The organism is Brevibacillus sp. HD3.3A, from assembly GCF_013284375.2.
GTDB classification, from domain to species: domain Bacteria; phylum Bacillota; class Bacilli; order Brevibacillales; family Brevibacillaceae; genus Brevibacillus; species Brevibacillus parabrevis.
The window spans coordinates 5,312,711-5,337,344 of the sequence record NZ_CP085874.1; the positions used below are offsets into that span (position 1 = coordinate 5,312,711).

Here is a 24,634-nt window from a genome sequence, read left to right on the forward strand (position 1 = left end):
TTTACATTTTTGAACGTAATGAATCCTTGAGCAAACCATGTAAGTGTTTCTTATGGGAACGGAATCAGCTTGTTCAAGTTTTTATATATAGATCGATCAAATTTTCTGGAGAAGCGATATTTTTGTGGATCAAGTAAAGCCGTATTCATATGCGGATAACAATCAGGTGAGAATACTTTAACAACCTTTGTGTTGAATTCCATTGTTTCAGGAACACACGTTGCGTAAACAGAAATATCTAGATCATTTACCACTCTTTGAACTCTTTCAATGAACGTGTCTATTTGAGATGTTTTCGTTAAGGGAATATTCTCCTCAAGCTGCCTTTTATTATCAGTCAAGAATGCGTATTCTTCTCGAAATTTCTCTGGGCTTAATGAGTTACAAAAGTCATAATACAAGTCGCCGTCTATACTTTCCCCCTCGTTCTCCCTTCCCCAAAAACCAGTCATAAATTGAAAATACTCGTTCATGGCTCGATTAACCGCATCTAACAGATTCCAATGTGCCCCTGCCCCAATACTGAAAGACTCTTTTCCAAAACCTAAAGCTAGTACGACATGGACGTCATCCGTTATTGAAATATCAACCAAGTAAAACTCCTGAATTCCTTTATATGTCTTGCTCATTTGTATAATATTGCAAACGATTTGTTTTTCCAATAATTTTAATGATAGTAATCTTCCTGCTTTCTTAGTTAACCATGTATGTATTAGCGACTGTCTTTCGATAAATTCTAAAAATGCTGCTTCTATTGCATAAGCACTGGAAGTATGTGAAGCTACTCCACAAGTATCACTGAAAGAGCTATGCATATCTTTATCTTTAAAAATCGGATGGCCATACTCTAAAATGACAAAATCCAAAGGTATTTTTATTGTATCTCCAGTTATTAAATTAAAGGCTTCTGTGCTGGCGCTACCATTTTCCTGAATTGCCTTCATCCTTGGGGCAAAAAGCGCTAGCCTTTCAAGGTGTTCCCCAATTGCAGCAGCCATTGCTTTCCTGCTGTTATTCTTCACTGAATTTCCATAGGCAGCTTTGTGTATTGCACAATCTACATAACAATTGGAATACCCGCACTGAAATATTTCTTTGTTTATCCATATTCGATTTGCCACAAAAGCATGTCCATGATTGGGACTATTCGTTACATAATACATGGAAAAGCTCCTTTATAATATTGGACACGTTGGTATATGATTCAAAGTATCCTGAGTTAAATTAACTGTATACCTGTTCACATCTCTATCAAGATCAATATACGTTTTCAGTGCAACATGATTATAGAGATTAGGCGAATATGCTTTAATGATAATTAGATTTTTATTTACGGTTTGATATAAAACTGTAGTGTGCAACTCTTTGACCCAAACTGGTAAATTTTTCACAATCAGATCAGTTTCTACCTCGGCTTCAGACAGCGTGATATCTTCGTCCACTTCTTGATAAGTATCCAGCTTGTTGAACAGTTCAAGGTGTTTTAGACATTCGCTATCAGTTTGGGCTTTTAGGACAATCGCCGTGTACGAACTCGGTTCAAGCCCTTCAAGTTGGTATCTATAAAAATAGTCATCATAAACGTTTTTTAGTAAATATGCTTCTGACAAGCCCTTGTGAATAGCATTCGAAAGAGAAATACTTGAGCCTACTCCTGTCATAAAAGTAAAGGGAGTAATGTGATTTGCATTCTTTGCAAAAACAAATACTACTTTTAATGGTTTAAATGTCTCTTCTACGTATGCTTGTACTTGATATCCTTCTGCTTGAAAAAGACTAACGTATATAGAATAGTGTTGAGATAAATCAATTTTTTTCCCTTGTCTCCCATACCAAAAAAGAAACGTTGAATTTTTCTCTAATAATTCTTTAATTGCATTTGATTGAGCCAGCTTACTATTAAAGTGTGCTGCTGTACCCGTGGTATCACAAACGATAGAATCTTCCTTGCATAGTTGCGTAAATCGTCTAGGGATCTTTGCAACCTTACGATTCATTATGTCAAACGATTCTGCCAAACCCTCAATGGCGTCCCCTCTAGCTCCAATTACTAATGCTCTGCGCTCTATTGATTCAGAAAACGCCTTTAAAACTGACTTTCTTTTTCTTTGAGAAATAGCGCCACAATCTACTGGTCCTATTCCACCGTCTTCCCTCCTGAATGTTCCGATTCTTGAAGTCGCTAAATAAACTGGTCTATTGTTGAAGAGTGAGTCCTTGTAACCAAAGTTTCTTTTCGACACATCAAATATCATTTCTTTCACCAAACCACTGAATTAATGTTACTGGCGCTAATCTTGCGTTTAAGCCAGATAAATGAGTCAAGGCATTGTCATTAAACCCCGCAAAACAAAATTCACCTAAGCTACTGTCAAACCTACTTAATGTCTCCCTGAAACTCTGACACATTGCGCCAATTTCAATTAATGCGTATCTGTACCCTCGTTTTCTGTATTTGGTGATAGCTCTTTTTAAATCAATGGCATAGCCAATAGCGATTTTAGAAAATAAACTTCGGTCAGAAGGGTTAATTTGATTGATTACTAAATTTAAAAGTTCCTCATCGTATTCTTTAAGTAAAATCAGTTCATTTTTCGAGGAATGAAACAAATAGCATCCTTTAACAGAAATCCCTTTTAAGACACCTTCGTCAAATACATATACGAGCGGTAAAACCGGATACAAGCCTCCAGCAGAAGGATAGTTCTTGGTTAAAGTGTTGGAAAATCTGCCGAATGAGTCTCGAAGGATGGTCCCAAAATCATCCGCATTTATGTTCCAATTCTCTTTAAATGTTCGGCAGCTCCTAGTGCGTTCAATAGTTTTTTGTTCAATTTGAAATTGGAATGATTTTTCGTAATACTTCGGTATAATATCTGTAAATTCCACTAATTCCATCCACTCTAGTAGCTCTTCCTCATATTCATACATTATTTCTGATATCCAGCATCCTTCCTGATGCATCTTAACAACTTGATCCAATAAACTATTAGAGAGAACTTCTGCTTGTAAATGATTCGCAAAATCATTCTTTCTTCTCTGCTCTACTAATAAATCTTCACTTATGTTATTCATAACAATCACACAACTCCCAATGAATCGAAGTATCTTCATATTTTTTAAAATTATCCAGTTTCATGACCATCGCTCTATTAATATCTTCATGATGAATTTTTGAGTAAGTAAAATCATGAAAAAGTAATTGCATACGCTTAATCAAACATGATGCAATAATAACTCGTTGGCTATTGGTTAAAGGAACGCCGATTTTGATGTCTTCCTCCAGAGAATACAGCATGTCAATGACTTGCTGATAAGTTAAATTATCAGCACTTCCAATTCTCATATGCGATTCAATATGACCTATATGGCAACAATGACATGGATTAACCCAATTACGGTTATAAAGCGAGTCCATATAAAATTTATTGTTGTATATATAACTCATCAATAAATAAGAGTTGCTTGATTCCATATGTCTATCCCTGATTCTTTTTCCTAAACTTTTGTTATAGGGATTTAGAAATACAAGGGATAATTCATTTTCCTCGCAAGGCTGCATGTCATCAACTGAAAGTGACGTGATTGCCAGATTCTCTTGAAAATCTTCAACTAATGTATTCATTAATATTGACCTTAAAAAATCATCATTGGTCATAATAGTAACGGAATCTATTCGGAGCATTTTTTCTTTCACTGTACGTATTAACCCATTGCTTGCTAGAAAACCAATAACCTCCTCTTTTTCTTCTTTGAAAATTTGTTCAAGCACAGACTCTGAAATTTCTTTCTTGCCAGTTCGATCCCACGATTGAATTAAATCAATGAGATCTTTATCATGAATCTTCATTACTCCATTTGCAGTTTGAACTACTACATCTCCATTCTGTAAGGAATGACACAGAAATCTGTTGATCCGATAATTAGAAGTCATATTAATTCACCATCATTTTATTTTTTGTTCTACTCTTTTAAAAGTTATGTAGATAGCCAAATTCAAAATAGCGGGTAACTATTGTTGTCAATAAGCTCCATTTTGAATTTGGCTTAAATAAACTTCATGTTGAAACGATGTCTTCCCCGGCAAAATAAGAATTATCGGTTATTTTTACCGATAGTGGCAGCACCACTACTTGAAGAAGAGGAAGAAGCGCACAATCGGCCCCCCTTATTTTTATCTGTCAGAGATTGAATAGTATTGAAATTTGAACCAACTCCAAACTTCGAAATTCCTAACATACCTCCATCCCCAATGATTTCCTTGTTTGCTCCGCGAACAATTTCTTTTTCCACGATTCTTTCACCCCTAATAAAAGTTATTGATGGTTAAAAATACCATCAACTAAATAGTAAAAAAGTAATCTTTTTTTGTAAATAAAAGAAAAATAAATTAATAATTACAAATTTTTAACTCACCTTTCTTCTTACATAAAAAAAGCCAACCTCGCAGGAATGACTCCCCCTGCGACGCTGGCTTTCTTCGTTGTTGCGCCATTGGCTTTATCGCTTTTTTACTTCTTCAAATCCTCAATCGACGTAATATCCATGTAAGTCGGAACAGCCAGACCCAGCTTGGTTCCTTCCAGATTCGGGCCGAGGTCTTCTACGTCTTTTCCGAGCTTCTCCATGTAGTCAGCATGTGTTGTTGGCAGCCAAGCTGCAACCATGCCGTCCACATCGCCGTTGGATACGCCTACCCACATCGGGCCAGCTTCTACTTGGCTCAGTTCAACTTTGTAGTTCAGCTTTTGCTCCAGAACAGTTTTCACCACATTCGTGCTGGCAATCTCGGAATCCCAGGCGACATAGGCAAGCGTCAGCTTTTGACCATTGGCTGGCTGTACGCCTTCCACCCATTTGCTCACAGTAGCTTCGTTTGCTTTCACCCACTCTGCTGCTGCCTCTTCCGGTTTTTTGCCGCCTTCGATGTCCAGCATCACTTTCTCCATGTCGGCTGGCGTCCAGGAAAATTTATCGAGGAAAGCGTACGCGCTTGGCTGTTCTTCCTTCAAGCCTTTCCGCACGACCGTATGAATTTGCTCATCTTTTCCGTAAACTCCTTTTGGGTCCTCCAAGTATTTCATTTCAAACTTGGAAAACATCCAGTGCGGCGTCCAGCCCGTCACGATAATCGGCTTCTTGTCTTTATAGGCTTGGGTCAAAGCTGCCGTCATCGCGGCACTGGAGCCTTCGACCAGCTCCCAGTCTTTTAGCTCGTAGTCTTTGAGCACTTTCTCGGTCGCTTTCATCAAGCCTGCCCCTGGGTCGATCCCGATGATTTTATGATCGACTGCGGCGCCTACACCGTTGGATGCAGCCGAACCGTTGTTGCTGCTGGTTGATCCGTTACCCTCGGAGCTGCCCGCACTTGAGCAGCCCGCCATGACCAATCCAAGTCCCAATGCGACAGCCAAACCTTTCCACGTTGCTTTTTTCATGAAAACCCCTCCTACGCTTTTTTTCTCTTTCCTACTCCTTGCGTGATGCGGTCCAGCAAAATCGCCATAATGACGATGGCAAGTCCCGCTTCGAAGCCTTCCCCGATCTTGATCTGCGTCACGGCGCGGTATACGTCGGCACCCAGTCCTTTCGCCCCAATCATCGAGGCGATGACGACCATGGACAGCGCCAGCATGATGCTCTGGTTGATCCCTGCCATGATCGTCGTTTTGGCGATCGGCAGTTGCACCTTCGTCAGCTTTTGCCAATAAGTCGAACCAAACGCCTCCGTAGCCTCGATCAAGTCCGCCGGCACCTGGCGAATCCCCAGATTGGTCAGACGAATCGTCGGCGGCATCGCGAAAATGACGGAAGCGATTACGCCCGGCACTTTCCCCAGTCCGAAGAAAAAGATCGCAGGAATCAAATACACAAACGCGGGCATCGTCTGCATGAAATCAAGCAGCGGCGTTACGACCTTTTGCACGGAATCACTTTTCGCGCACCAGATTCCCACGGGAATCCCGATAATGACGGAAATGAGTCCGGCTGTCAGCACCAGCGCAAGTGTTTCCATTGAATGCTCCCAATAACCCAAGTTTTGAATCAAAAGAAGTCCAATGAAAGTAAAAAGAGCGATAGACAGCTTGCCAGCCCGATACGCCAGCAGTGTAAGCAAGATGATAATCACCCAGAACGGCAGTCCGGTCAAAATCAGATTGAAAAAGTCGACCGTCCCGCCAATGCATGTCGAAATGAAATCGAACAAAAAGCCCAAATGTTCGTCCAGTCCATCTACAATCGTTTCTACCCAACTATCGAGGGGCAGCTTCGGAAAAAATTGATCCATCATTCATCCACCTGCCCTTCTTCATTTACCGGCAGTGGCGTTTCCTGGTTTACTTTTCCCGCTAATCCGCCCAACACGGCACCTTTTACGATGACACCCAGGAGGCGGTCATGATCGCCTGTCACTGCCACCGGAATATCCGAAAAAGCGACCAAGTCAAACAGTTCATTCAGGAGCGTTTGCGGCCCTACCTTCGGAACTTCGGTACGAAGCACCCACTCCAACGATTGGCCCTGTTCTTTTGCCTGGCTGACCGCATCTGCGGTCAAAACGCCGAGGAGCGTCTTCTTCTTGTCTACTACATACAAGCTGGATACACCGCGATCCCTCATCAACTGCAAGGCAACGCGCGGCCCTTTATCCAACGTAATCGTCTCGGCCCGCTTCATGACGTTCTCTGCGGAGAGCACCTTGGAACGATCCACGTCCTCCACGAAGCGCTCCACGTACTCGTTGGCCGGATTGGTCATAATTTCTTCCGGTGTGCCGATCTGGACGATCGCTCCGTCTTTCATCAAGGCAATCCGGTCACCGATTTTCAGCGCCTCATCGAGATCGTGCGTAATGAAGATGATCGTCTTTTGCATGGTGCTTTGCAGCTCCAGCAGTTCGTCCTGCATGTCCTTGCGAATGAGCGGGTCAAGTGCGCTGAATGCTTCGTCCATCAACAGCACATCCGGCTCATTGGCAAGTGCACGCGCCAGACCGACGCGCTGCTGCATTCCTCCGCTAAGCTGGTCAGGATAGCTCGCTTCCCAGCCGCCCAGTCCGACCAGTTCCAGCGATTGCTTCGCCTTGGCCTCGCGCTCTGCTTTGGCCATTCCTTGAATCTCCAGGCCATATGCTGCGTTTTCCAGGACGGTCCTGTGCGGAAACAGGGCAAACTTTTGAAATACCATCCCGAGCTTCTTTCTTCTGACCTGTTGCAGCTGTTCTGTGTTCATCCTGACGATATCCGTACCGTCGATCAGGATTTTGCCTTCCGTCGGTTCGATCAGTCGGTTCAAGAGTCGAACCAATGTCGATTTCCCGCTACCCGAAAGCCCCATGATGACGAAAATTTCGCCGGCGTGCACCTCAAAACTCGCTTGATTAACCCCAAGGGTAAGACCCGTTTCCTTCAATATATCTGTCTTGGCCTTCCCTTGTTTCACGAGGGGCAATGCGCGTTGGGGCTGTCGTCCAAAGATTTTGGTCAAATTCTCTACTTTGATCTTGGGCATATGGTCACCTCCAACTTTTACGCCCGTATCCGGACTGTTCTTTACCCTTACAATTGTAACCAGCCCACTTTTTTACCTCAAACTGGGTGAGGCTCGATAATCGGGCATTTTCAGCGTTCAGAAAAAACTTTACGTACTTTTCTTTCTGTATTCGCAGTTTATCTCGTATATACTGTTTGATATCTCCATTTACATTTTGCTGTAAGGAACGTACAATTCTAGTCAGGTAATATGACTAGAGGAGCTGCTTTTTTCAAAATGGATACGAATCAGGAAAGAATCCTCGAAAAGGCTCAAGAACGCGTGATTGAAACACTTGCCCGCAACATGGATTTGTACGGCATCACCATGTCGACGGGGCTCTTGTATGGCACGCTGCTGTTTCAGGACAAGTCGATGACGCTTGATGAAATGGGAGAAGCGCTGGGAATGAGCAAGACCAGCATGAGCACCGGCGTTCGCACCTTGATGGACTTAAATATGGTAGAAAAGATATGGAAAAAAGGAACTCGCAAAGACCACTACGAGGTCAATCTGGACTGGTACCAAAACTTCATCGACTTGTTTTCCGTGAAGTGGCGCCATGCCAGCGAGCAAAATGTGCACAGCCTGAAAAAGTCGCTTCAGGAGCTGCGCGCCCTCCAGCAATCCGAGGAGTTGACGGACGAGCTGCGAGAACGCGTGGAGCTTAGTATCCGCCGGATTGAAAACGGACTGGATTACTACTTGTGGCTATCGCGCCTGATCGACTCTTTTGAATCCCATGAAATTTTTCAGTTTGTGCCGAAAAAAGAAAGCGACTCGTAAAGACAGCTTTCTGACACATGCAACACAAACAGCCCCCTTCCTTGACTGGCAGCCAGCAGGATGGGGGCTGTTTTTACCTTCCGTTCGATTGTTCAAAAAAATCCGAATGATAAAACAGGCGATGTGTTACAATGGTTCTAGCGGATGCAGCCGCCTCTGGCTGTCCCGCTGCCATAAGCGAAGGAGCTGATGAAATATGAAAACAAATACGCAACGGCATGCTCATAGATCGATGAAAACAACCAAGAAAGAAACGGGGGGACTGCCCCGGTAGCCCCTGCATTTTGAGGAGGAACGTGAATGACGCAAAAAACAGCTCTGCTCATTATTGACGTACAAGTAGGGATTGTGGAAGGCCCGATCGGCCCTGTTTATCAAAAGACCTCGCTCGTTCAGACGATCAAAAAGCTGAGGGAAGACGCTTGGAAAAGAGCGATTCCCGTCCTGTACGTGCAGGACACAGATGTCGCGGAGCTTGGCGCTGACGCTTACGCCATCCACCCCGAGCTTGCCCCGCTCCCGACGGAAACCGTGATTCTCAAACAAGCGACGGATGCTTTTCACGAGACCGATTTGCATGAACAACTGCAATCGCTCGGGATTACGCATCTCGTCATGACGGGCTGCAAAACGGAATTTTGCGTAGACAGCGCCTGCAAGCGAGCGACCACCTTGGGCTATGACGTCACACTCGTCAGTGACGGTCATTCCACAACCGACAACACCGTGCTGCGTGCAGAGCAAATTATCGCCCATCACAACGTATCGATGCATGGACTCGGGAACATCGGGCCGTTCATCCTCGTGCGCGATTCCACGGAAGATGTGCTTACACCTGCTCACGATACATATCGCTGATCGATCAGGCTCGTCTTTTCCGGAAGAAGCTGCCTGTCGCTCGCGATCAAAAAACGGGATGGCCCTCGCTGGCATCCCGTTTTTTACGTTTACTCGCCTTTTCGAATAATCTCCTGCACTCGTCCGACCTGGCCATTGGTCAAGCGAACCTTGATCCCGTGCGGATGCGTGCTGGAATTGGTCAAAATGTCCTTGACGATTCCCCGCGTCCGCACCCCTGTGCGCTGATCCTGCTTCAGGACGATATCCACTTCCAGTCCTGCTACGATATCTTTTCGATTTTTTCCGTTCATCGTCATCGCTTCCTCTCTTGTCTGTATAGCCTTTTCGTTCTTTGTTCCACCTATGATATAATCGACGGATAACCTTATTCACATCGGAGGAATCCATGCTTACTTTTGAACAAAAACTGGCGATTATCGAATCATTCCCGGAGTTGTCTCGCCACAACGTCTCGCTCAAACGGGTTAATTTTCACTACGAGGCAAGTCTTCACGACAAAAAGACAGTCGTTTACCATCTGCATCCGAACGGCAACGGCTTTGTGTTCGCAGCGTTTTTGAAGGGCTACCAAAAAGACGACAAAGGCTACGTAAACATTCGCGACTTCTCCGCAGACGAGCTGCGCCAAGTAATCGAAGCTTCCATCCAGTCGCTCTCCGTCAAGCGCGAGCCGCAGCAACCAGCAGCAGATGCCAGCGAACAAGTCGAACAAACCTGGGTCGACAAGCAAAACCGCACGCTGCTTTTACAGCAAGAAGATTCCCTGTGGAATGTCTACCACGGCATGAACCTGGAAGCTTCTTTTGAGTCTTACGTGGAAGCGGCGCAATATTTGAAGGAAGAAGGCTTTTCTCTTTCGTAAACTGCTTGTAACAGAGTTGTCACGTCCTGTTTTTTTCCTGCCTCCCAGTGCAATCCTTTCGTTGGAGAACCCCTCTTAATATGGTACACTTCCACCTAGCTAGATGTACAATACCTATTATGATCTGGCCCGGCAGTCTTCGAGACTGCGCAGGGCCTTCCCGAAAACAGGGGGATAATTCGGAATGATCAAATACAGGGACACCCTTCTTTTTCAAATTCACAAACAACTGGAAGGCTGGCTCGCTCAGGAAGAGCCTGTCTCCCATGAAGAATTATACCGTTTTGTCCACTCGCTGAAGGGTACAGCCGGAACGATTGGTTTGCACGATTTATCCGAGCTTTCCCAATCCTTGCTGGAACAACTGGACAAGCTGGAGGCGAAGGATTGGCCGACACACGAGTGGAGCGATTTTTTGCGAGAGCTGATCACTCTCTGCTACGAGCATCGGCCCGAGCAAGAGATTTTATTAGAGGACCCCACATTGCCGCAAGAATCCACCTACGAAAACCAGCCTCTTTTGCTCATTCTAGATGATGATGTGACGCTTTTGATGTACCTCAAGGAATATTTGGAGAAGCAAAACTGGTCCGTCATCGCCACTGTGTATCCGCACAAGGCACTCGACTACTTCCACGACCTTAACCCGGATTGCCTGATACTCGACTTGAACATCCCGGAAACAGGCGGTTTTCAAGTCATGCAAACACTCAGCGAGAAAATTAAAAAGCAATACGTCCCGACGACGATCATCAGCATTGATTGCGACCGGGACACTCGCATGCGCGCTTTTCGTCTGGGGGCGGACGACGTCATGTGCAAGCCGCTTGACCTGGAGGAATTGACGGTTCGGCTGGAACGGCAGTTGGGCAGAAAACGCTGGATGGATAAAATCTTGTTCATCGACGAATTGACGGGTGCGTTCAACCGCAATTCTCTTACGGACACGTATCAACGGCTGCTGTCCGATTCGCTGCGAAATTCAATCCCGTTCTCGCTGGCCTTTATGGACATCGATCATTTCAAAAAGGTCAATGACACGCACGGGCACCTCGTAGGCGATGTTGTCCTGAGCCGATTCGCCTCTTTCATCAAGACAAACTCCGGGAAGTACGACATCTTTTTCCGCTATGGCGGGGAAGAATTTTTGCTGCTCATGCCAAGAACGTCCGGACAAGATGCAAAGCTGCGCATCAAACAGCTGCTGGTCGACTTTCAGGCACTTTCTTTTGAATCGGCGGAAGGCAGCTTTTCTTTGAGCTTTTCGGCAGGAGTCGTGCAAATCGAGGATGGACAAAAGCCACTCTCGCACTGGATAGACGCCGCTGATACGGCTTTATACGCTGCGAAAAACAACGGGCGTTGCCGGGTAGAGATGGCCAAGCGCAACGACGATCCAGATACGCGCACCGTGAGACTGAAAGTGGCGATTATCGACGACGATTCCTTGACCCGCACTTTGCTCGCCGACTGCGCTCGCGCCAGTCTGGAAGGATGGATTCATACAGACATCCGAACGTTCCACGAAGGCGCCGCCTTTTTTGAATCGTCCTGGCATCAAGGTCCGGAAGCGTACCTTGTCATTTTGGACGGCATCATGCCACACATGGACGGGCTTGATGTCCTGAGACTGATCCGCGCCCTGCCCAACAGCAAGCAGTACACGGTGCTCATGCTGACGGGACGCAGCGGCGAACAGGATATTGCCCGCGCCCTGCAACTGGGTGCTGACGACTATATGACCAAGCCTTTCAGCATAAAAGAGCTGGAAGCGCGCATCAAACGTTTGATCAAACGAATGATGTAGGAATGACATGGAGGAAGAAAAATGGCAACGATCTTATTAGCCGAAGACGAAGCAGTGCTGCGCATGCTGATCGGGGATACGCTTGAAGATGAAGGCCATCAGCTCGATATCGTCTGCGACGGTGAGGAAGCCTTGCAAAAAATTGGCCAGAATCAGTACGATTTGGTCATTCTCGATTACATGATGCCCAAGCTGACAGGCTTTGACGTCTTGACCCAGATGAAACAAATGCCTGAGAAACAGTCTGTGAAAGTGCTCATCCTGTCCGCAAAAAGCCAGCATGCCGAACAGGAAAAAATGCGCTCTGCCGGGGCGGACGACTTCATGCCCAAGCCGTTCAGCCCGCTGGAGCTGGTCCGCAAAGTGGAGGACATGCTAGCATGACTTCATTTCGAAAATACGTAAGGGAAAGCATTACCCGCCGCTTCGCCATCATGATGATTCTCTTTTTCTCGCTGATGGTCGCCGGGGCGCTGGTCGTGCAGATGCTGAACAATCAAGCCTTTACAAACTTTCAATCAGCCGCGCAAACTTCCAGACAGAAGCAGGAGCTGATTACGCAAATCTCGGAGCATACGAACCAGATTTTCTTTCGTGCCCGCGGCTATTATGCTTTTTTAAGCCCATATGAATACAATGAATTGTTCCTCGAAAAGAAAAAGCTGGAACAGTCGCTTCATGCTTTCAAGCAGCTTCCGCTCAGCAGCGAAGAACTTAAAATTGCCACATCCATCGAATCATTTGTAGACAATTTTTTCACCCGCGTCTTCCCTACCTCGTCAGGGTATGCACAGTCGGGTGATTACGAAGGTTTGCGCAAATTTTCGTCCAGCGGGGTAAACATGGAGGTCAACAATTTGATCAGCTATGCCACCCGCTATCAGCAAACGAATGAGCAGCTCATTTCGATGCAAAACCAGCAGTTGTTCCAGGAACTGTCTGCCCAAAGCTTGTGGTTCATCATTTACGTGCTGATGGCTCTTTTGGTATTGATCTGGGTAACGATCAAAACGACGCGCGATATCGGCCGACCGTTGATGCGGCTGACTGCCGATGCCAACCGCTTTTCGCTTGGGGAGACGCCGCAGTTGAACGGCCTGGAGCGTGACGATGAGATCGGCAAGCTCTCCCGCTCTCTCGACTACATGATGCGGCAAATCCAGAACAAAGAAGAGGCGCTGATGGCGCAAAACGAAGAGCTGCAAGCCCAGCAGGATGAACTCGTGATGCAGCAAGAGGAACTGACGGAAGCGCTGGAAAAAATGGCGGAGAACGAGCGCCATCTGGAGAAAAAGAACCAGTTTATTCTCGCGCTCACGAATACATTGGACAAGCAAACGCTTCTGTCGAGCATTGTATCCAACGCTGTGGACAGCATGGAGGCGGACAAAGGCGTCATTCTCGTGCTCGATGCCGATCGGGCTGTTGCCAGTTTCGGTGTGTCTCCGCAAGGAATCGAGCAGCTTTTGCAAGGGATTGAAGACGGTCCGCTCGTGCGCATCAAGGAAACGCACCAGCCGTATGTCATCAATCGCGAAAGCACCATGGGAGAGCGCGGTTTCCTCATGACCCCTTCCCGCACATACGAGCTGTATCTGCCTGTTTTGGACTCGAACGAAGAAGTCGTGGCCTGCATCATTCTTGCCCGGATTGACCGCAAGTTCTCCGAGCATGAGCAACAGGTGGCAATCGGCTTGGCCAAACAAGTCTCGTTGTCATTGGACAAGCTCGCCATGTTCGAGGAGACAAAACGGCAACGGCAAGTCACGCAAGACATGCTCGATTCGGTGCAGGAAGGGATTCAACTGCTCGATCTCGACGGCGGAACGCTACAGGTCAACCGAACCTTCCGCGACCTTATCGGCTTCGATAACTCGCACTCAACAGCGGACTTCAACATCGACCCGTTTCTCGCCCATTTGCAAAGCTGCACGGCGGAACCAAAACGTCTCGCCCAGTATATAAAAGCGGTCACACTGAACGAGGAAGATCCGCAGGAGGACAGCATTGTTTTCGAACTGACCTCCCCTACCAAGCGCTATATTCAGCTGTATGCCGAGCATCTGTACCGCGCGTCCCACAAATGGGGCACTCTCTTGGTCTATCGGGACATCACGAAGGAATACGAGATTGACCAGATGAAATCGGAATTTGTCAGCACGGTAAGCCACGAGTTGCGCACTCCGCTCGCCAGCGTGCTCGGTTTTGCCGAGCTTTTGCTGCACAAAGACTTGAAACCGGAAAGACAGCAGCGCTACATGACGGCTATTTATCAGGAAGCGACGAGACTGACGACCTTGATCAACGATTTTCTTGACTTGCAGCGCATGGAATCCGGCCGCCAAAGCTATGAGTTTGAAAAAGTCGAGATCGACTCCCTCGCCCGCGAAGTGTTTGGGATGTACCGTGCCCAATCTACGCCGCATTCGTTTGAGCTTGAGCTGCAAACGGAGCAAACGACCATCTGCGGAGATCGCGACAAGCTTCGCCAGGTGCTGGTCAACCTGATCAGCAATGCAGTCAAGTATTCACCGGACGGCGGAAGCATCCGCGTCGTTATTCGTGAAGCAAACCAAAAGCTGTTGATCGAGATTCACGATGAAGGGCTGGGCATCCCTGCGGAAGCTCTCCCTCATCTGTTTACCCGTTTTTATCGCGTAGACAATTCCGATCGCCGGGAGATTGGCGGTACGGGCCTCGGGCTTGCCATCGTTCAGGAGATCGTGCGCATCCACCACGGCGAGGTCACCGTTGCTTCCGAGGCTGGAAAAGGCAGTACGTTTACGGTCGCCCTTCCTTTGCCGGAGCCGGCGGTCCGTGCCGAGCTGTTGGCGAACAACGCAGCCGCGGCGCTCGCTCCTTCCGGCCAGTCCAACGGAAAAGTCGTGATTATCGAGGACGACATGAATCTGGCCGAGCTTTTGCGTGAGGAACTGCTCAGCTCAGGCTTTACGGTCTATCCTTGTTCTACGGCCCAAGAGGCGCTCGCCGCCATTTCGGAGCTGCGTCCGGACGCCGTTGTCCTCGATCTGATTTTGCAAGATGGAGAAAGCGGCTGGCAGGTCATTGAAGCGATGCGGGAAAATCCCGAGCTGCAGACGATCCCGATCGTCATCTCCAGCGCTTTTGAAGAGAAGAAAAAAGCGTTTGACCTGGGGGCCAAGGGCTACTTGATCAAGCCTTACCACCCCGACACATTGTCGAAAGCGATCTTGCTCGCTGTGACCAGCCATGAAACGACCGGGCAAATTTTGATCCCGGATCAACTGTAATCCTTTCATAGAAAAAAGGCAGCGGATGCGTTCCGTTGCCTTTTTTCTGTGAAAAACGTTTCGACGTTTTTCATGAAATGGGATGTGACCGCTTGCGGTCAACAAAACGGTCACGACCGTTTTGGGCAGTTATGTCCTTTCTTTTATGCAGTCGGGCAGAAAATCTTGGTATATTCATGGACTTTCCATCACACATTAATAGAGGTGTTACTGTAAGCACGATGCCCTGCAAAGGAGGAGTTCATGTGTATTTCTCGAAAAAAGCAATTGTTCCGGTCGAAGAAGAGGAAACAGATGTATGGACGTGCAGCAATGATGGGTGTACGTGCTGGATGAGAGATAACTTTTCCTTTGACAAGAGCCCGAGCTGCCCTTTTTGCCATTCCGAAATGATTAAAGATACCCGGGTGCTTCCGGTTTTGACCAATCACAGCAAGCGAAACTCCTAATCTCTCCCCTCTTTTTCCTTGCGGGCACCCGCCCTCTTCTCTACAATTAAGCACATAACGTGTACGACTGATTGTTAGAGGAGCATATCTATGAACCGAAAAGAGATGGAAGATCAAGTCATCCAGGCTTACCAGCGCGACGAAGGAATGATGATTCTCGTCTTTGCCCAATGGTGTGTCAACCATGGGCTTGATGCACGTGAGCTGTATCGGGCCGCTTATCCCGCTCAAGGCGAAAATCCACTGCTCGCGCAAATGTTGGAAAACACGGTGCCGAAAGAGGAAGCAGAAGAAATCCCTGACGCCACCATCCTCGGTGTCCTGTCGCTCTTTGGCAACGATGATCTGGCCTTCGTGGTCAGCCAAGCGATTGAGGAGCGGAACAAGCCGCAAAAATAAGGCCGAAAGCCACGCACAGGTGTGGCTTTTTTCCTGTCTTCCCAAACATTGGCTTGCACAGATCACAAAGATCAAATCTCTTTCAAAATTTCATTATCTAAGATAGACGCATTCGCAATTTATTGTGTTGGCTGTCCGCAGGGTTGGACGCAGACGACTCGCCAGACGACGAACAAGTAAATGGAGAATGCCTATGTATACCGATTCGAAAATTTTGAAATCGCTGTTTTACGTCCAGTTGTTCTCAAGCTTTCTGGTCGTGGTCGGCCATTTTACTGCTTCTGTGCTGTATTTCAACGATCCGTTCTGGGTGGTCGCTCTCAATCAGATCAGTCGCTACGGCACTGTGCTTTTGACGATCGCCACCGGCTATTTGACCGCTTACTCGTTTGAGGCGAAAAGCCCGACGCCCCGCGACTTTTTTACGGGCAAGCTCCTGTACATTTTCTTGCCTTACCTGGTTTCCGGTATTCTGTACCACTATTTGCTGAAAAAAGAGATGCCGCATACGACCCTTGATTTCACAAACATCCTGATGGGGAAAACCGGCGATCATCTTTATTTTGTGTTCATGATTTGCCAGTATTACGTGTTTGCTTACTTTTTCCGCAACTGGATTACCAAACGCAACATTTTGTATGTCATCTGGCTTCTGCTCGCCGTGCAATACGTCTACATCAACTATTTGCACAAAGGCTGGCTGGAGCTGTCGACGCGGCACATGCTGCCCAGCTGGATTTTCACGCTGTACATGGGCCATCTGTTGTACTGGTACCGGGAGACGATTTTGTCCTTTTTGCGAAACAACCGCTCGATCCTGATGCTGCTTACAGGGATCGCGACCGCTGCCGCCATGTTTTTTGTCGTTTCCAGCAAGCTGTACGTGGCGGTGCATCTGACTTTTGTCTTTGCTACCTTGCTGTCTTTTCTCGTGCTGATGGTCTTTTTCCTGGAATTGGTCGATCATCTGCGTCTCAAGTTTCGCAAAGGTTTGACGTACTTTATTTTCCTGTTTCACTCCGCTTTTTTGATCCTGTTCAAAGATTTTCTGTTTGAGCAGTACGGCGAAGTCGCCTGGGTGTTCCAAAACACCTGGTACTCGCTTTTGTACCTGGGCTTGATCTTCGGGTGCAGCTTCCTGCTCTCCCTCCTGTTGGTCTGGCTGGTCAAAGGACTGGAGCAGTTGGGCCGATTCGCCGGGAAAGCGCGAAGGGAGCGGCTACAGTAAGCGTGTGTCTTGCTTGCTTTTTGTCCCATTCGGTAGACAGTAAACAAAGGGTTCATGCTGTCATGGATTCAGTCACTGTCGACCGGGTGGGACTTTTTTTGTCAGGAAAAAGGAGGATACTACGCTGGGGCCATCCATTTGCATCGTGTGGAGGAAAATAAAAAAAGCCATCAAAGTTGATAGCTTTTTTTGTATGATACGTATCGCCTTGCTTTGAATCTTATGTAAACTTGACTCTCCTGATCGCTTACGTGGTTAAGGAGACATCGATTTCCTGGTTCCGGTTATTTGCCCGAATGATTTTTTGCAACTCTTCCTCATTCAAGCTCTTGATCATGGTCACAAAATTCGCTGCGATTTCAGCATCAAACTGGGTGCCGGCTCCTTCCTGAATCCGCCTCAAGGCTTCTTCCACGGACATGCCTTTCCGGTAAGGACGATCAGAAACCATGGCGTCAAAAGCGTCACAGACAGCCAGTATGCGGGCTATGAGCGGGATTTCGTTTCCTTTGAGCTTATCGGGATATCCTGTCCCGTCAACCCGCTCATGATGCCAGCGAATGGCAGGGAGCAGCTCGGGGAAAACCGACGTCCTTTTCAAAATCTCGTACCCGATGACCGGATGCTCCTTGATGCGTTCAAACTCCTCTTTGGACAGAGCGCCTTCCTTGTTTAAGATGTTGTCTTCTATACCGATTTTGCCAATGTCGTGAATGATCCCGCCATAGTAAACTTCCGTCGACTGCTTTGGCGGAAGTCCCATGAATTTTGCTGTTTCTCTCCCCCAGTGCGCGACGCGAAACGAGTGTCCGAGCGTGTATGGATCGCGCGCATCGATCGATGCCGCCAGGGCGATCAAGAACGAATCATTCAGGTTTTTGATCTCTTCCATCTTTTTCTGCTGATCGCTTATACTCGCAAAATACTGATGGAAAACCGAGCGAAGCAGCAAAACCGTCCCTAGCAATATCGTCAAGGAATACCCCTCGTAAGCTCCTACAAATCGCGCCCCTATCTCCCCCACTGCCATGAGCAGGAGATAAGTCATGCTGCCGCCTTGCAACATGCTTTTTATAATGACTTGAAAAGACACCTCTCTAAAATAGGAAATGCCGGCCGCGGCCAAAAGAGTGTTGCTCAGCCAGTAGACCAGGATCAGCCCGATATCCGTCAGAAACCAATAGTCGGGATAATAGGTGCGGAAAAACTGATCCAAAGTTCCGACCAGCCAAACCGTAATCAAGACTTGGCCACTATTTGCGAGAGCTCTCGATACTTTCGATTTGAATATAAACGAAATGATGATAATCTCCAAAAGCGCTGACCAGACGCCGATCCAGGTGCCATACAGGACAATTCCCGAGAATATCACGGCATTGTTCAAGGTTAAAGGCGAATTTAGCGTGCGAATGGGAGTAAACGAGCTGACCAAGGTCAAAATGGTGTAAGTCGCCATGACTCCCCAATGTTCATTCACACCCCAAGAGGTAATGATTGAAATGATCACCAGCAGCCCGGCTACCGGAAATAAGCATTGAACAAGTAATCCTAGAGCAAAATGACTAAAGTTCTTGGTTGGTTTCATGGATTTTACCCTCGCGGAGTCTGATTAGAGATATTGGTTTTCCCATTACGCGTTGTACAAGCAAGAACGCGCCTATCATAATGAAAATATCGCCAATACTGATGACTCTTGCAATTGGGAACGGCATAAACATTATGTCTGTCAAAAATGGCAAATTGGTTGAATTATCCAAAACCGAGTGCTTGAAATCGGTCCCGTTTACAATCGGATCGACCGAGTATTTCAGCTTCTTTGCAAGTTCGAGGTCAATGGGCATTTTCCCAAAGTTCGACCAGATTGCGATCGCATTAAAGAACCAGCCAATCATGAAAAATCTGATATCTTCATGCTCTCTGTTGGAATAGAAGAAGATGAGTAGACACAAATACGCAACTGAGACAAAAACTCTTCCCCACGTTGGCATGAGCGCGGATAGAATCTGCAAAAGCACAGCGATTCCAAAAACAGAAAATTTATTAAATTTTGGTAATTCTTTTATTCTGCCTCCCCGTATCAATGCCACAACAAAAGAGATGAATATAATATCTAGCAACATGATAGAACCATCCTCCGATACAGTAAAAAAACACCACTAAGAAGCGGTGTTTTCTTACTTCATTCACGCTGTTATGTAATATGCCAGTTTGCAGATGTTGCTCCTACGATTGCCGCAACGAGGAGAAATGCGTAAACTATTTTTTTCATAAAGACATCCCCCTTTTGTATGGTATAAACATGCATTACAATTGAATTGGTATACATATCCATAATAGAGTGCTACGTAGCTGCTACGATCAATTTTACAGTATTAGCCAACTATCGACATTAGTTATCTTAACCTATTTTCAGCACTCTACCTCTGTTTACCTTAGGTATATTTTCCCCCTACTTCATCGGAATTTCAATAGGGAATGTCGTTTTCATAGCTTGTTTTCATAATTTTACCTATTGTATAAAAGAATGCAGTCTTGATCGCTCATTTGCCCTTAGTGCTTTTTCTCTATTCTTCCTGGTTAATGCGGTCCAGGTCGACATGTATGCATATGGGAAATGTTGAATCTAGCAGGAGTTACTGCCATGTCGAGAAAAGGTAGCTCTGGCTGTAGTCAGCATGTTCATCGGCGCACGTATTGGCGCTGGCCGAGCGTGAGCCATTCCCATCCTGGAAACTGCTTTTGGGGATTCTTGCCCATCTTAACCGAGAAGCGCTCTCTTGAAAAGCCTGTAACCGGGACAAAAGCCCGGATGTTCCTTGCAGACTCTAGCCAATTTTACAACAAAAATCGCGTTCAGAAAACTCGGCGACCTCTCCCCCGCAGATTACAAGGAAGCGACCGCCGTATCATTCGAGCCTTTTTCGTTGTCCACTCGACAGGGAGATGCGCATGAGCTCAGTCGCAAATGCAGGTCGTTTTGATTGCGCTGGCTGATCAAGTATGTCTGAAGTACATGGAAAAGACCGTCTGCTGATCAGACGACTCGCATGCGATCATCCCGCCATGGCGCTCGATGATCTCCTTGCAAACGTACAACCCGATCCCCGTTCCCAGCTCTTTCGTTGTAAAGAACGGCTCGAAGATGACTGACAGCAGGTCGGGCGGGATGGGAGCGCCATTGTTGGAAATCGTGATCACGGCCATTTCTTCGGTTTGGGCCCCTTTGATCGCCACTTCTTTCTCCCCGTTTTTCCGTTGCAGCGCGTCCAGCGCGTTGGAAATGATGTTGATGAACACTTGCCTCATCTCGTCCCTGTAGCCGACCAAAAGCAGGGCAGGGTCAATCGAGCACGTAATGTGCGCGTTGACATCCACGATGTTTGGATAGAGGAAGGACAAAATCTCCTCGAACAGTAGAGCTATGCTAAAGACTTCTGTTTTTTTATGTACAGCTCCCTTTTTGGATACAAGCAAAAATTGGGAGACACGGTAGTTCAGCTGATGAAGCTCGTTCTCGATAATATCCACGTACGGCAGGTTCGGGTAATCTTCTTTTAGCAATCGGGAAAATCCCATAATGGAGGTTAGCGGATTGCGAAATTCATGGACAAAGCTCGAAGCCATCTGTCCCAAAATCGTCAGCCTGTCTTTGTGAGACCGCTCAATAAACAGCTTCTTTTCCTCCAGATCGCTGTCTTTCAGTTCGGTATATTTGGACACGGCATGCACCAGAAAGACATCGAAGCATTCGTTTATTTTAATGAGTGCTGGAAGCAGAACATTTGGAGAAAAGGGGCCTTTTTGCAAGGTATCAATCACCAGCTCACGCCCCATGCAGACGTTAAAAACAAAATCGCCAATGTTAATTTGGGCTTGATTCCGCTCATGCGCTACTTTATAGGCAAGATCCTTGATGTCCTCATGAGTAATCTTCGAACGAAGATATCCGGCCACCATGCGATACATGGCTTGTCCGTTCAAAGGAATAATCTCGTTGAACTGATCGTGCTCAGCCACCTTAATCCGTCTCCTGAACTCTTCCACTGCCGCATCCTCATGCTCGTCCAAATATAGTGCCAAGTCGTCCATCGCCATCTATCCCCACTCCGAATGATCGGCATACTAATTCCGATAATATTATACTATCGATTCAACATTTATTGACTAAATATTTTTACTACTCCTATCATTGTACACCGTTCGACGCTGAATTACATTTGAAAGTCATTCTTATTGAGAAAACAGCTGAGAAAACTTTTTACGGGGCGACAGAATCGGTGCGCTGTTTTTTTCGAATAAAAAAGCAAAGGGACGGTTGCTCGTTCCGTCCCTTTGCCTGTAAAGCTTTAGTTTAGTCTGACAATAGTTAGCGTGGCCCCGGCGCCAGTCAACAGCGTAGCTGCTCCCAACAGGCCGAAGAGCTGAAGCGTGATCGTCGAGTTCGCTCCCAACGGGGCAATGATTGTGTTGTGGAAGGAAGAGAGGGACAGCGTTGGTGCAACGATTGACGGAGTGAATGGAGAGCCGTTAATGACAAGACGTGTACTGACCAGCAAAGCGGCTGTCGTATTGATCGAATACGACAAGAGGTAATTCCCCGCTGATGGCACGGTAAAGGTGGTGTTGGCGCCATTGACGGTTACACCGTTCAGGATCTGATTGTTGGGCAAAGGTACGTTCGTGCCGCCCAATACAACTGCGATGAGCGCCCCGCTTGTATTTGCACCGAACGCGTTGATGTTTGTGAAGACGGTTCCGGTGGCGCCTGTTGGGCCGGTGGGTCCTGTTTCTCCGGTGGCGCCTGTGGCTCCGGTTGCTCCCGTGACTCCAGTTGCTCCAGTTGCTCCAGTTGCTCCCGTAGCTCCAGTTGACCCCGTGGCTCCGGTTGATCCCGTAACTCCGGTTGACCCCGTGGCTCCGGTTGATCCCGTAGCTCCAGTTGCTCCCGTCTCTCCTGTGGCTCCCGTGACTCCAGTTGCTCCCGTAGCTCCAGTTGACCCCGTGGCTCCGGTTGCTCCCGTGTCTCCAGTTGACCCCGTGGCTCCGGTTGCTCCCGTGACTCCAGTTGACCCCGTGGCTCCGGTTACTCCCGTTTCTCCGGTTGACCCTGTCTCTCCGGTTACTTTGCAACCCCTCAGTTGCTCCCTGCCAAAGCTCCAGTTGACCCCAGGCTCCGCTTGCTCCGTCTCTCCAGTTGAGGCTCCGGTTACTCCCGTTTCTCCGCAGCTTCCAACCTGGTTACTCCCGGGCTCCGGCTGCTCCCGTAGCTCCAGCTGTGGCTCCTCCCGTAGCTCCAGTTGACCCGTGGTTCCGCTTGCTCCCGTCTCTCCTGTTGCTCCCGTAACTCCGTTGCTCCAGTTACTCCTGTTGCTCCCAGCTCCAGTTGACCCCGTGGCTCCGGTTGACCCTGTTTGCTCCGGTTGCTCCCGTGGCCGGTTGCTCCTGTGGATCCTGCCTCTCCTGTCGCTCCCGTAACTCCAGTTGCTCCCGTCTCTCCGGTTGCTCCCGTGGCTCCAGTTGACCCCGTGGTCTCCGGTTGCTCCTGTGACTCCAGTGCCCCGTGGCTCCTGTCTCTGCTGGCTCCGATGGGTTACCCTTTCTCCTACCCTGTCCGGGTTACTCCCTAACCCCGGTTACTCCGTCTGCTCCCGTGGCTCCGGTTACTCCCATAGCTCCAGTTGACCCCGTGGCTCCGGTTACTCCCAGCTGATAGCCTGTCTCTCCGGTTGATCCGTCTCTCCTGTCGCTCCCGTGGCTCCGGTTGACCCTGTAGCTCCGGTTGCTCCCGTGAAGTTACTCCCGTGGCTCCAGTTGCTCCCGTAACCCCGGTTGCTCCGTCATCCGAAAGGTTGACCCCAGGCTCCGGTTGCTGATGTAACCCCGGTTGATCCCGTCTCTCCGGTTGCTCCCGTAGCTCCAGTTGCTCCTGTAACTCCAGTTGCTCTCCAGTTGCTCCCTCCGGTTACTCCCGTGGCTCCAGTTGACCCCGTGGCTCCGGTTGCTCCCTGCACTCCGGTTGACACCTGTCTCTCCAGTTACTCCCTGGCTCCAGTTGACCCCCGTCTCTCCGGTTACTCCTAAGTCCAGTTTCCCGGCTACCGTGACTGTTACACCGGTGATCCCCCTGTCTCTCCGGTTGACCCCGTGGCTCCATCAAGCCCGGCTCCTGTAACCCCGGTTACTCCCGTCTCCAGTTGACCCCGTGGCTCCGGTTACTCCCTAGCTTATTCCTGTCCGGTTCTCCGGTTACCCAACCCCGTGGCTCCTCCTACTCCGGTCGCTCCGGCAACTCCAGTGCTCCCTGAGCTCTCCGGCTCTGTAGCTCCGTCTCCTGTTGACCTGGCTCTCTCCGGTTGCTCCCGTAACTCCAGTTGCTCCGGTTGACCCGTCTCTCCGGTTGACTCCAGTCGTGGCTCCGGTTGACCCTGGTCTCTCCGGTTGTAACCCCGGTGAAGTGGCTCCAGTTGTTCTCCTGGCCGGTTGACCCGTGGCTCCGGTTGCTCCCGTGGCTCCAACCCCGTGGCTCCGGTTGACTCCCGTTAGCTCTGCTCCGTGCTCCCGTAGCTCCGGTTGACCCTGTGGCTCCTGGTTACTCCCGTAGCTCCAGTTGATAACTCCCTTTGATCTCATCGGTGTAGCTAGTATCTGCTCCGTTTCCAGTTACTCCCTGGCTCCAGTTGCTCCCTGTAACTCCGGTTGCTCCCAGTTGTAGCTCCAGTTGCTCCTCCGGTTGATCCCAACTGTGGCTCCTGTTGCTCCCGTAGCTCCGGTTGCCCGGAAACTCCGGTTATCCCGTGTCTCCGGTTGACGGCTCTCCGGTTGCTCCGGTTGCCCGGTTGCCCCCGTTGATCTCTCCAGTTGACCCCGTGGCTCCAGTTACTCCTGCTAACTCCCGGTAACGTGAACTCCGGTTGCTCCCGTGGCTCCAGGCTTGACCCCGTGTCGCTCTCCGGTTGACCCCTCCCGGTTGTGACTCCGGTTGACGTCCTCCGGTTGACCCTGTCTCCGGTGCTACTCCCTGTTGCTCCCAGCTCCAGTTGCTCCCAGCTCAGTTTGAACTCCAGTTGACTCCAGTTGCTCCCGCCCGGTGGCTCCAGTCTCCCGTTGCTGGCTCCCCGTCTGTGGCTCCTGTTGCTCCCGTACTCCAGTGTAGCCCCGTGGCTCCTGTGCTCCCCGGTGGCTCCGGTTGCGTGGCTCCTCCTGTGGCTCCAGTTGCTCCGTAGCTCCGTGACCCGGTTGACCCTGTTCTCTCTCCGGTTGCTCCAGTTGGCTCCGTGCTCCAGTTGCTCCCCCTGTGGCTCCCCGGGTTGCTCCCCAGTTGACCCTGTGGCTCTCGGTTCCAGTTGCTCCCGTGGCTCCGGTTGACCCTGTCTCCGGTTACTCCCGTAACTCCGGTTGCTCCTGTGGCTCCGGTTCCAGTTGACCCCTCCCCTCCCG

Annotated in this window: 22 protein-coding genes and 1 pseudogene; 9 read left to right on the forward strand and 14 right to left on the reverse strand. The window is 48.6% G+C overall.

Annotated features, from left to right (window positions below; all coding sequences use genetic code 11):
- Positions 1–50 precede the first annotated feature (50 nt).
- The 8 genes from HP435_RS24820 to proV all read right to left on the reverse strand — a co-directional run bounded on the left by HP435_RS24820 (position 51) and on the right by proV (position 7,512).
- A complete protein-coding gene (locus HP435_RS24820) occupies positions 51–1,163 on the reverse strand; it encodes a YcaO-like family protein (protein ID WP_122966546.1) in 1,113 nt (370 codons plus the stop codon).
- Positions 1,164–1,175: 12 nt separating this feature from the next.
- The gene (locus HP435_RS24825; protein ID WP_122966545.1) at positions 1,176–2,255 is read right to left on the reverse strand and encodes a YcaO-like family protein; all 1,080 of its coding nucleotides are present in this window, start codon (positions 2,253–2,255) and stop codon (positions 1,176–1,178) included.
- Positions 2,245–3,075, reverse strand: a complete 831-nt coding sequence (locus HP435_RS24830) for a nitroreductase family protein (RefSeq protein ID WP_167470389.1) — start codon at positions 3,073–3,075, stop codon at positions 2,245–2,247. The genes HP435_RS24825 and HP435_RS24830 overlap by 11 nt, the downstream gene beginning before the upstream one ends.
- Positions 3,068–3,934: an McbB family protein gene (locus tag HP435_RS24835; RefSeq protein WP_122966543.1), complete on the reverse strand. Its 867-nt coding sequence runs from the start codon at positions 3,932–3,934 to the stop codon at positions 3,068–3,070. Before HP435_RS24835 ends, HP435_RS24830 begins: the two co-directional genes overlap by 8 nt.
- A 161-nt stretch (positions 3,935–4,095) precedes the next feature.
- Entirely contained in the window at positions 4,096–4,293 is a 198-nt protein-coding gene (locus HP435_RS24840) for a hypothetical protein (RefSeq protein ID WP_129552174.1), read from the reverse strand.
- Between the two features lie 218 nt (positions 4,294–4,511).
- Positions 4,512–5,438, reverse strand: coding sequence for a glycine betaine ABC transporter substrate-binding protein (locus HP435_RS24845; protein WP_122966542.1), 927 nt, complete (start codon positions 5,436–5,438; stop codon positions 4,512–4,514).
- Positions 5,439–5,449: 11 nt separating this feature from the next.
- A complete protein-coding gene (locus HP435_RS24850) occupies positions 5,450–6,289 on the reverse strand; it encodes an ABC transporter permease (RefSeq protein WP_122966541.1) in 840 nt (279 codons plus the stop codon).
- Complete coding sequence (proV, locus tag HP435_RS24855) at positions 6,289–7,512, reverse strand: glycine betaine/L-proline ABC transporter ATP-binding protein ProV (protein ID WP_122966540.1); 1,224 nt, start codon at positions 7,510–7,512, stop codon at positions 6,289–6,291. Before proV ends, HP435_RS24850 begins: the two co-directional genes overlap by 1 nt.
- 258 nt (positions 7,513–7,770) lie before the next feature.
- Here proV and HP435_RS24860 point away from each other — a divergent pair, with 258 nt between their 5' ends.
- A complete protein-coding gene (locus HP435_RS24860) occupies positions 7,771–8,319 on the forward strand; it encodes a GbsR/MarR family transcriptional regulator (protein WP_063226756.1) in 549 nt (182 codons plus the stop codon).
- Between the two features lie 300 nt (positions 8,320–8,619).
- A complete protein-coding gene (locus HP435_RS24865; protein WP_122966539.1) occupies positions 8,620–9,177 on the forward strand; it encodes a cysteine hydrolase family protein in 558 nt (185 codons plus the stop codon).
- 89 nt (positions 9,178–9,266) lie between these two features.
- Here HP435_RS24865 and HP435_RS24870 read toward each other — a convergent pair whose 3' ends face one another.
- Positions 9,267–9,470: a YwbE family protein gene (locus HP435_RS24870; protein WP_063226754.1), complete on the reverse strand. Its 204-nt coding sequence runs from the start codon at positions 9,468–9,470 to the stop codon at positions 9,267–9,269.
- Positions 9,471–9,565: 95 nt separating this feature from the next.
- Here HP435_RS24870 and HP435_RS24875 point away from each other — a divergent pair, with 95 nt between their 5' ends.
- The 7 genes from HP435_RS24875 (at position 9,566) to HP435_RS24905 (ending at position 17,197) form a co-directional block, all read left to right on the forward strand.
- Positions 9,566–10,042: a hypothetical protein gene (locus tag HP435_RS24875; RefSeq protein WP_122966538.1), complete on the forward strand. Its 477-nt coding sequence runs from the start codon at positions 9,566–9,568 to the stop codon at positions 10,040–10,042.
- A 184-nt stretch (positions 10,043–10,226) separates the two neighbouring features.
- A complete protein-coding gene (locus HP435_RS24880; protein WP_173598567.1) occupies positions 10,227–11,849 on the forward strand; it encodes a response regulator in 1,623 nt (540 codons plus the stop codon).
- Positions 11,850–11,870: 21 nt separating this feature from the next.
- Complete coding sequence (locus tag HP435_RS24885; RefSeq protein ID WP_122966536.1) at positions 11,871–12,233, forward strand: response regulator transcription factor; 363 nt, start codon at positions 11,871–11,873, stop codon at positions 12,231–12,233.
- A complete protein-coding gene (locus HP435_RS24890; RefSeq protein WP_173598568.1) occupies positions 12,230–15,121 on the forward strand; it encodes an ATP-binding protein in 2,892 nt (963 codons plus the stop codon). Before HP435_RS24885 ends, HP435_RS24890 begins: the two co-directional genes overlap by 4 nt.
- Positions 15,122–15,366: 245 nt before the next feature.
- The gene (locus HP435_RS24895; protein ID WP_063226749.1) at positions 15,367–15,570 is read left to right on the forward strand and encodes a cold-shock protein; all 204 of its coding nucleotides are present in this window, start codon (positions 15,367–15,369) and stop codon (positions 15,568–15,570) included.
- A 90-nt stretch (positions 15,571–15,660) separates the two neighbouring features.
- Complete coding sequence (locus tag HP435_RS24900; RefSeq protein WP_122966534.1) at positions 15,661–15,969, forward strand: hypothetical protein; 309 nt, start codon at positions 15,661–15,663, stop codon at positions 15,967–15,969.
- A 193-nt stretch (positions 15,970–16,162) separates the two neighbouring features.
- Positions 16,163–17,197, forward strand: a complete 1,035-nt coding sequence (locus HP435_RS24905; protein ID WP_173596618.1) for an acyltransferase family protein — start codon at positions 16,163–16,165, stop codon at positions 17,195–17,197.
- A 247-nt stretch (positions 17,198–17,444) separates the two neighbouring features.
- Here the strand turns inward: HP435_RS24905 and HP435_RS24910 are convergent, their stop codons facing one another.
- The 5 genes and pseudogenes from HP435_RS24910 to HP435_RS29330 form a co-directional block, all read right to left on the reverse strand.
- Positions 17,445–18,674, reverse strand: a complete 1,230-nt coding sequence (locus tag HP435_RS24910) for an HD-GYP domain-containing protein (protein WP_229049753.1) — start codon at positions 18,672–18,674, stop codon at positions 17,445–17,447.
- A gap of 85 nt (positions 18,675–18,759) precedes the next feature.
- Positions 18,760–19,317, reverse strand: coding sequence for a DUF5317 domain-containing protein (locus tag HP435_RS24915; protein ID WP_122966531.1), 558 nt, complete (start codon positions 19,315–19,317; stop codon positions 18,760–18,762).
- An 874-nt stretch (positions 19,318–20,191) separates the two neighbouring features.
- On the reverse strand, positions 20,192–21,292 hold the full coding sequence (locus tag HP435_RS24920; protein WP_122966530.1) for a histidine kinase N-terminal domain-containing protein: 1,101 nt from the start codon (positions 21,290–21,292) through the stop codon (positions 20,192–20,194).
- Positions 21,293–21,543: 251 nt separating this feature from the next.
- Positions 21,544–22,494, reverse strand: a complete 951-nt coding sequence (locus HP435_RS29325; protein ID WP_370641111.1) for a BclA C-terminal domain-containing protein — start codon at positions 22,492–22,494, stop codon at positions 21,544–21,546.
- Positions 22,404–23,451 (reverse strand): annotated as a pseudogene (locus tag HP435_RS29330) (hypothetical protein). Before HP435_RS29330 ends, HP435_RS29325 begins: the two are co-directional and overlap by 91 nt.
- Positions 23,452–24,634 lie beyond the last annotated feature (1,183 nt).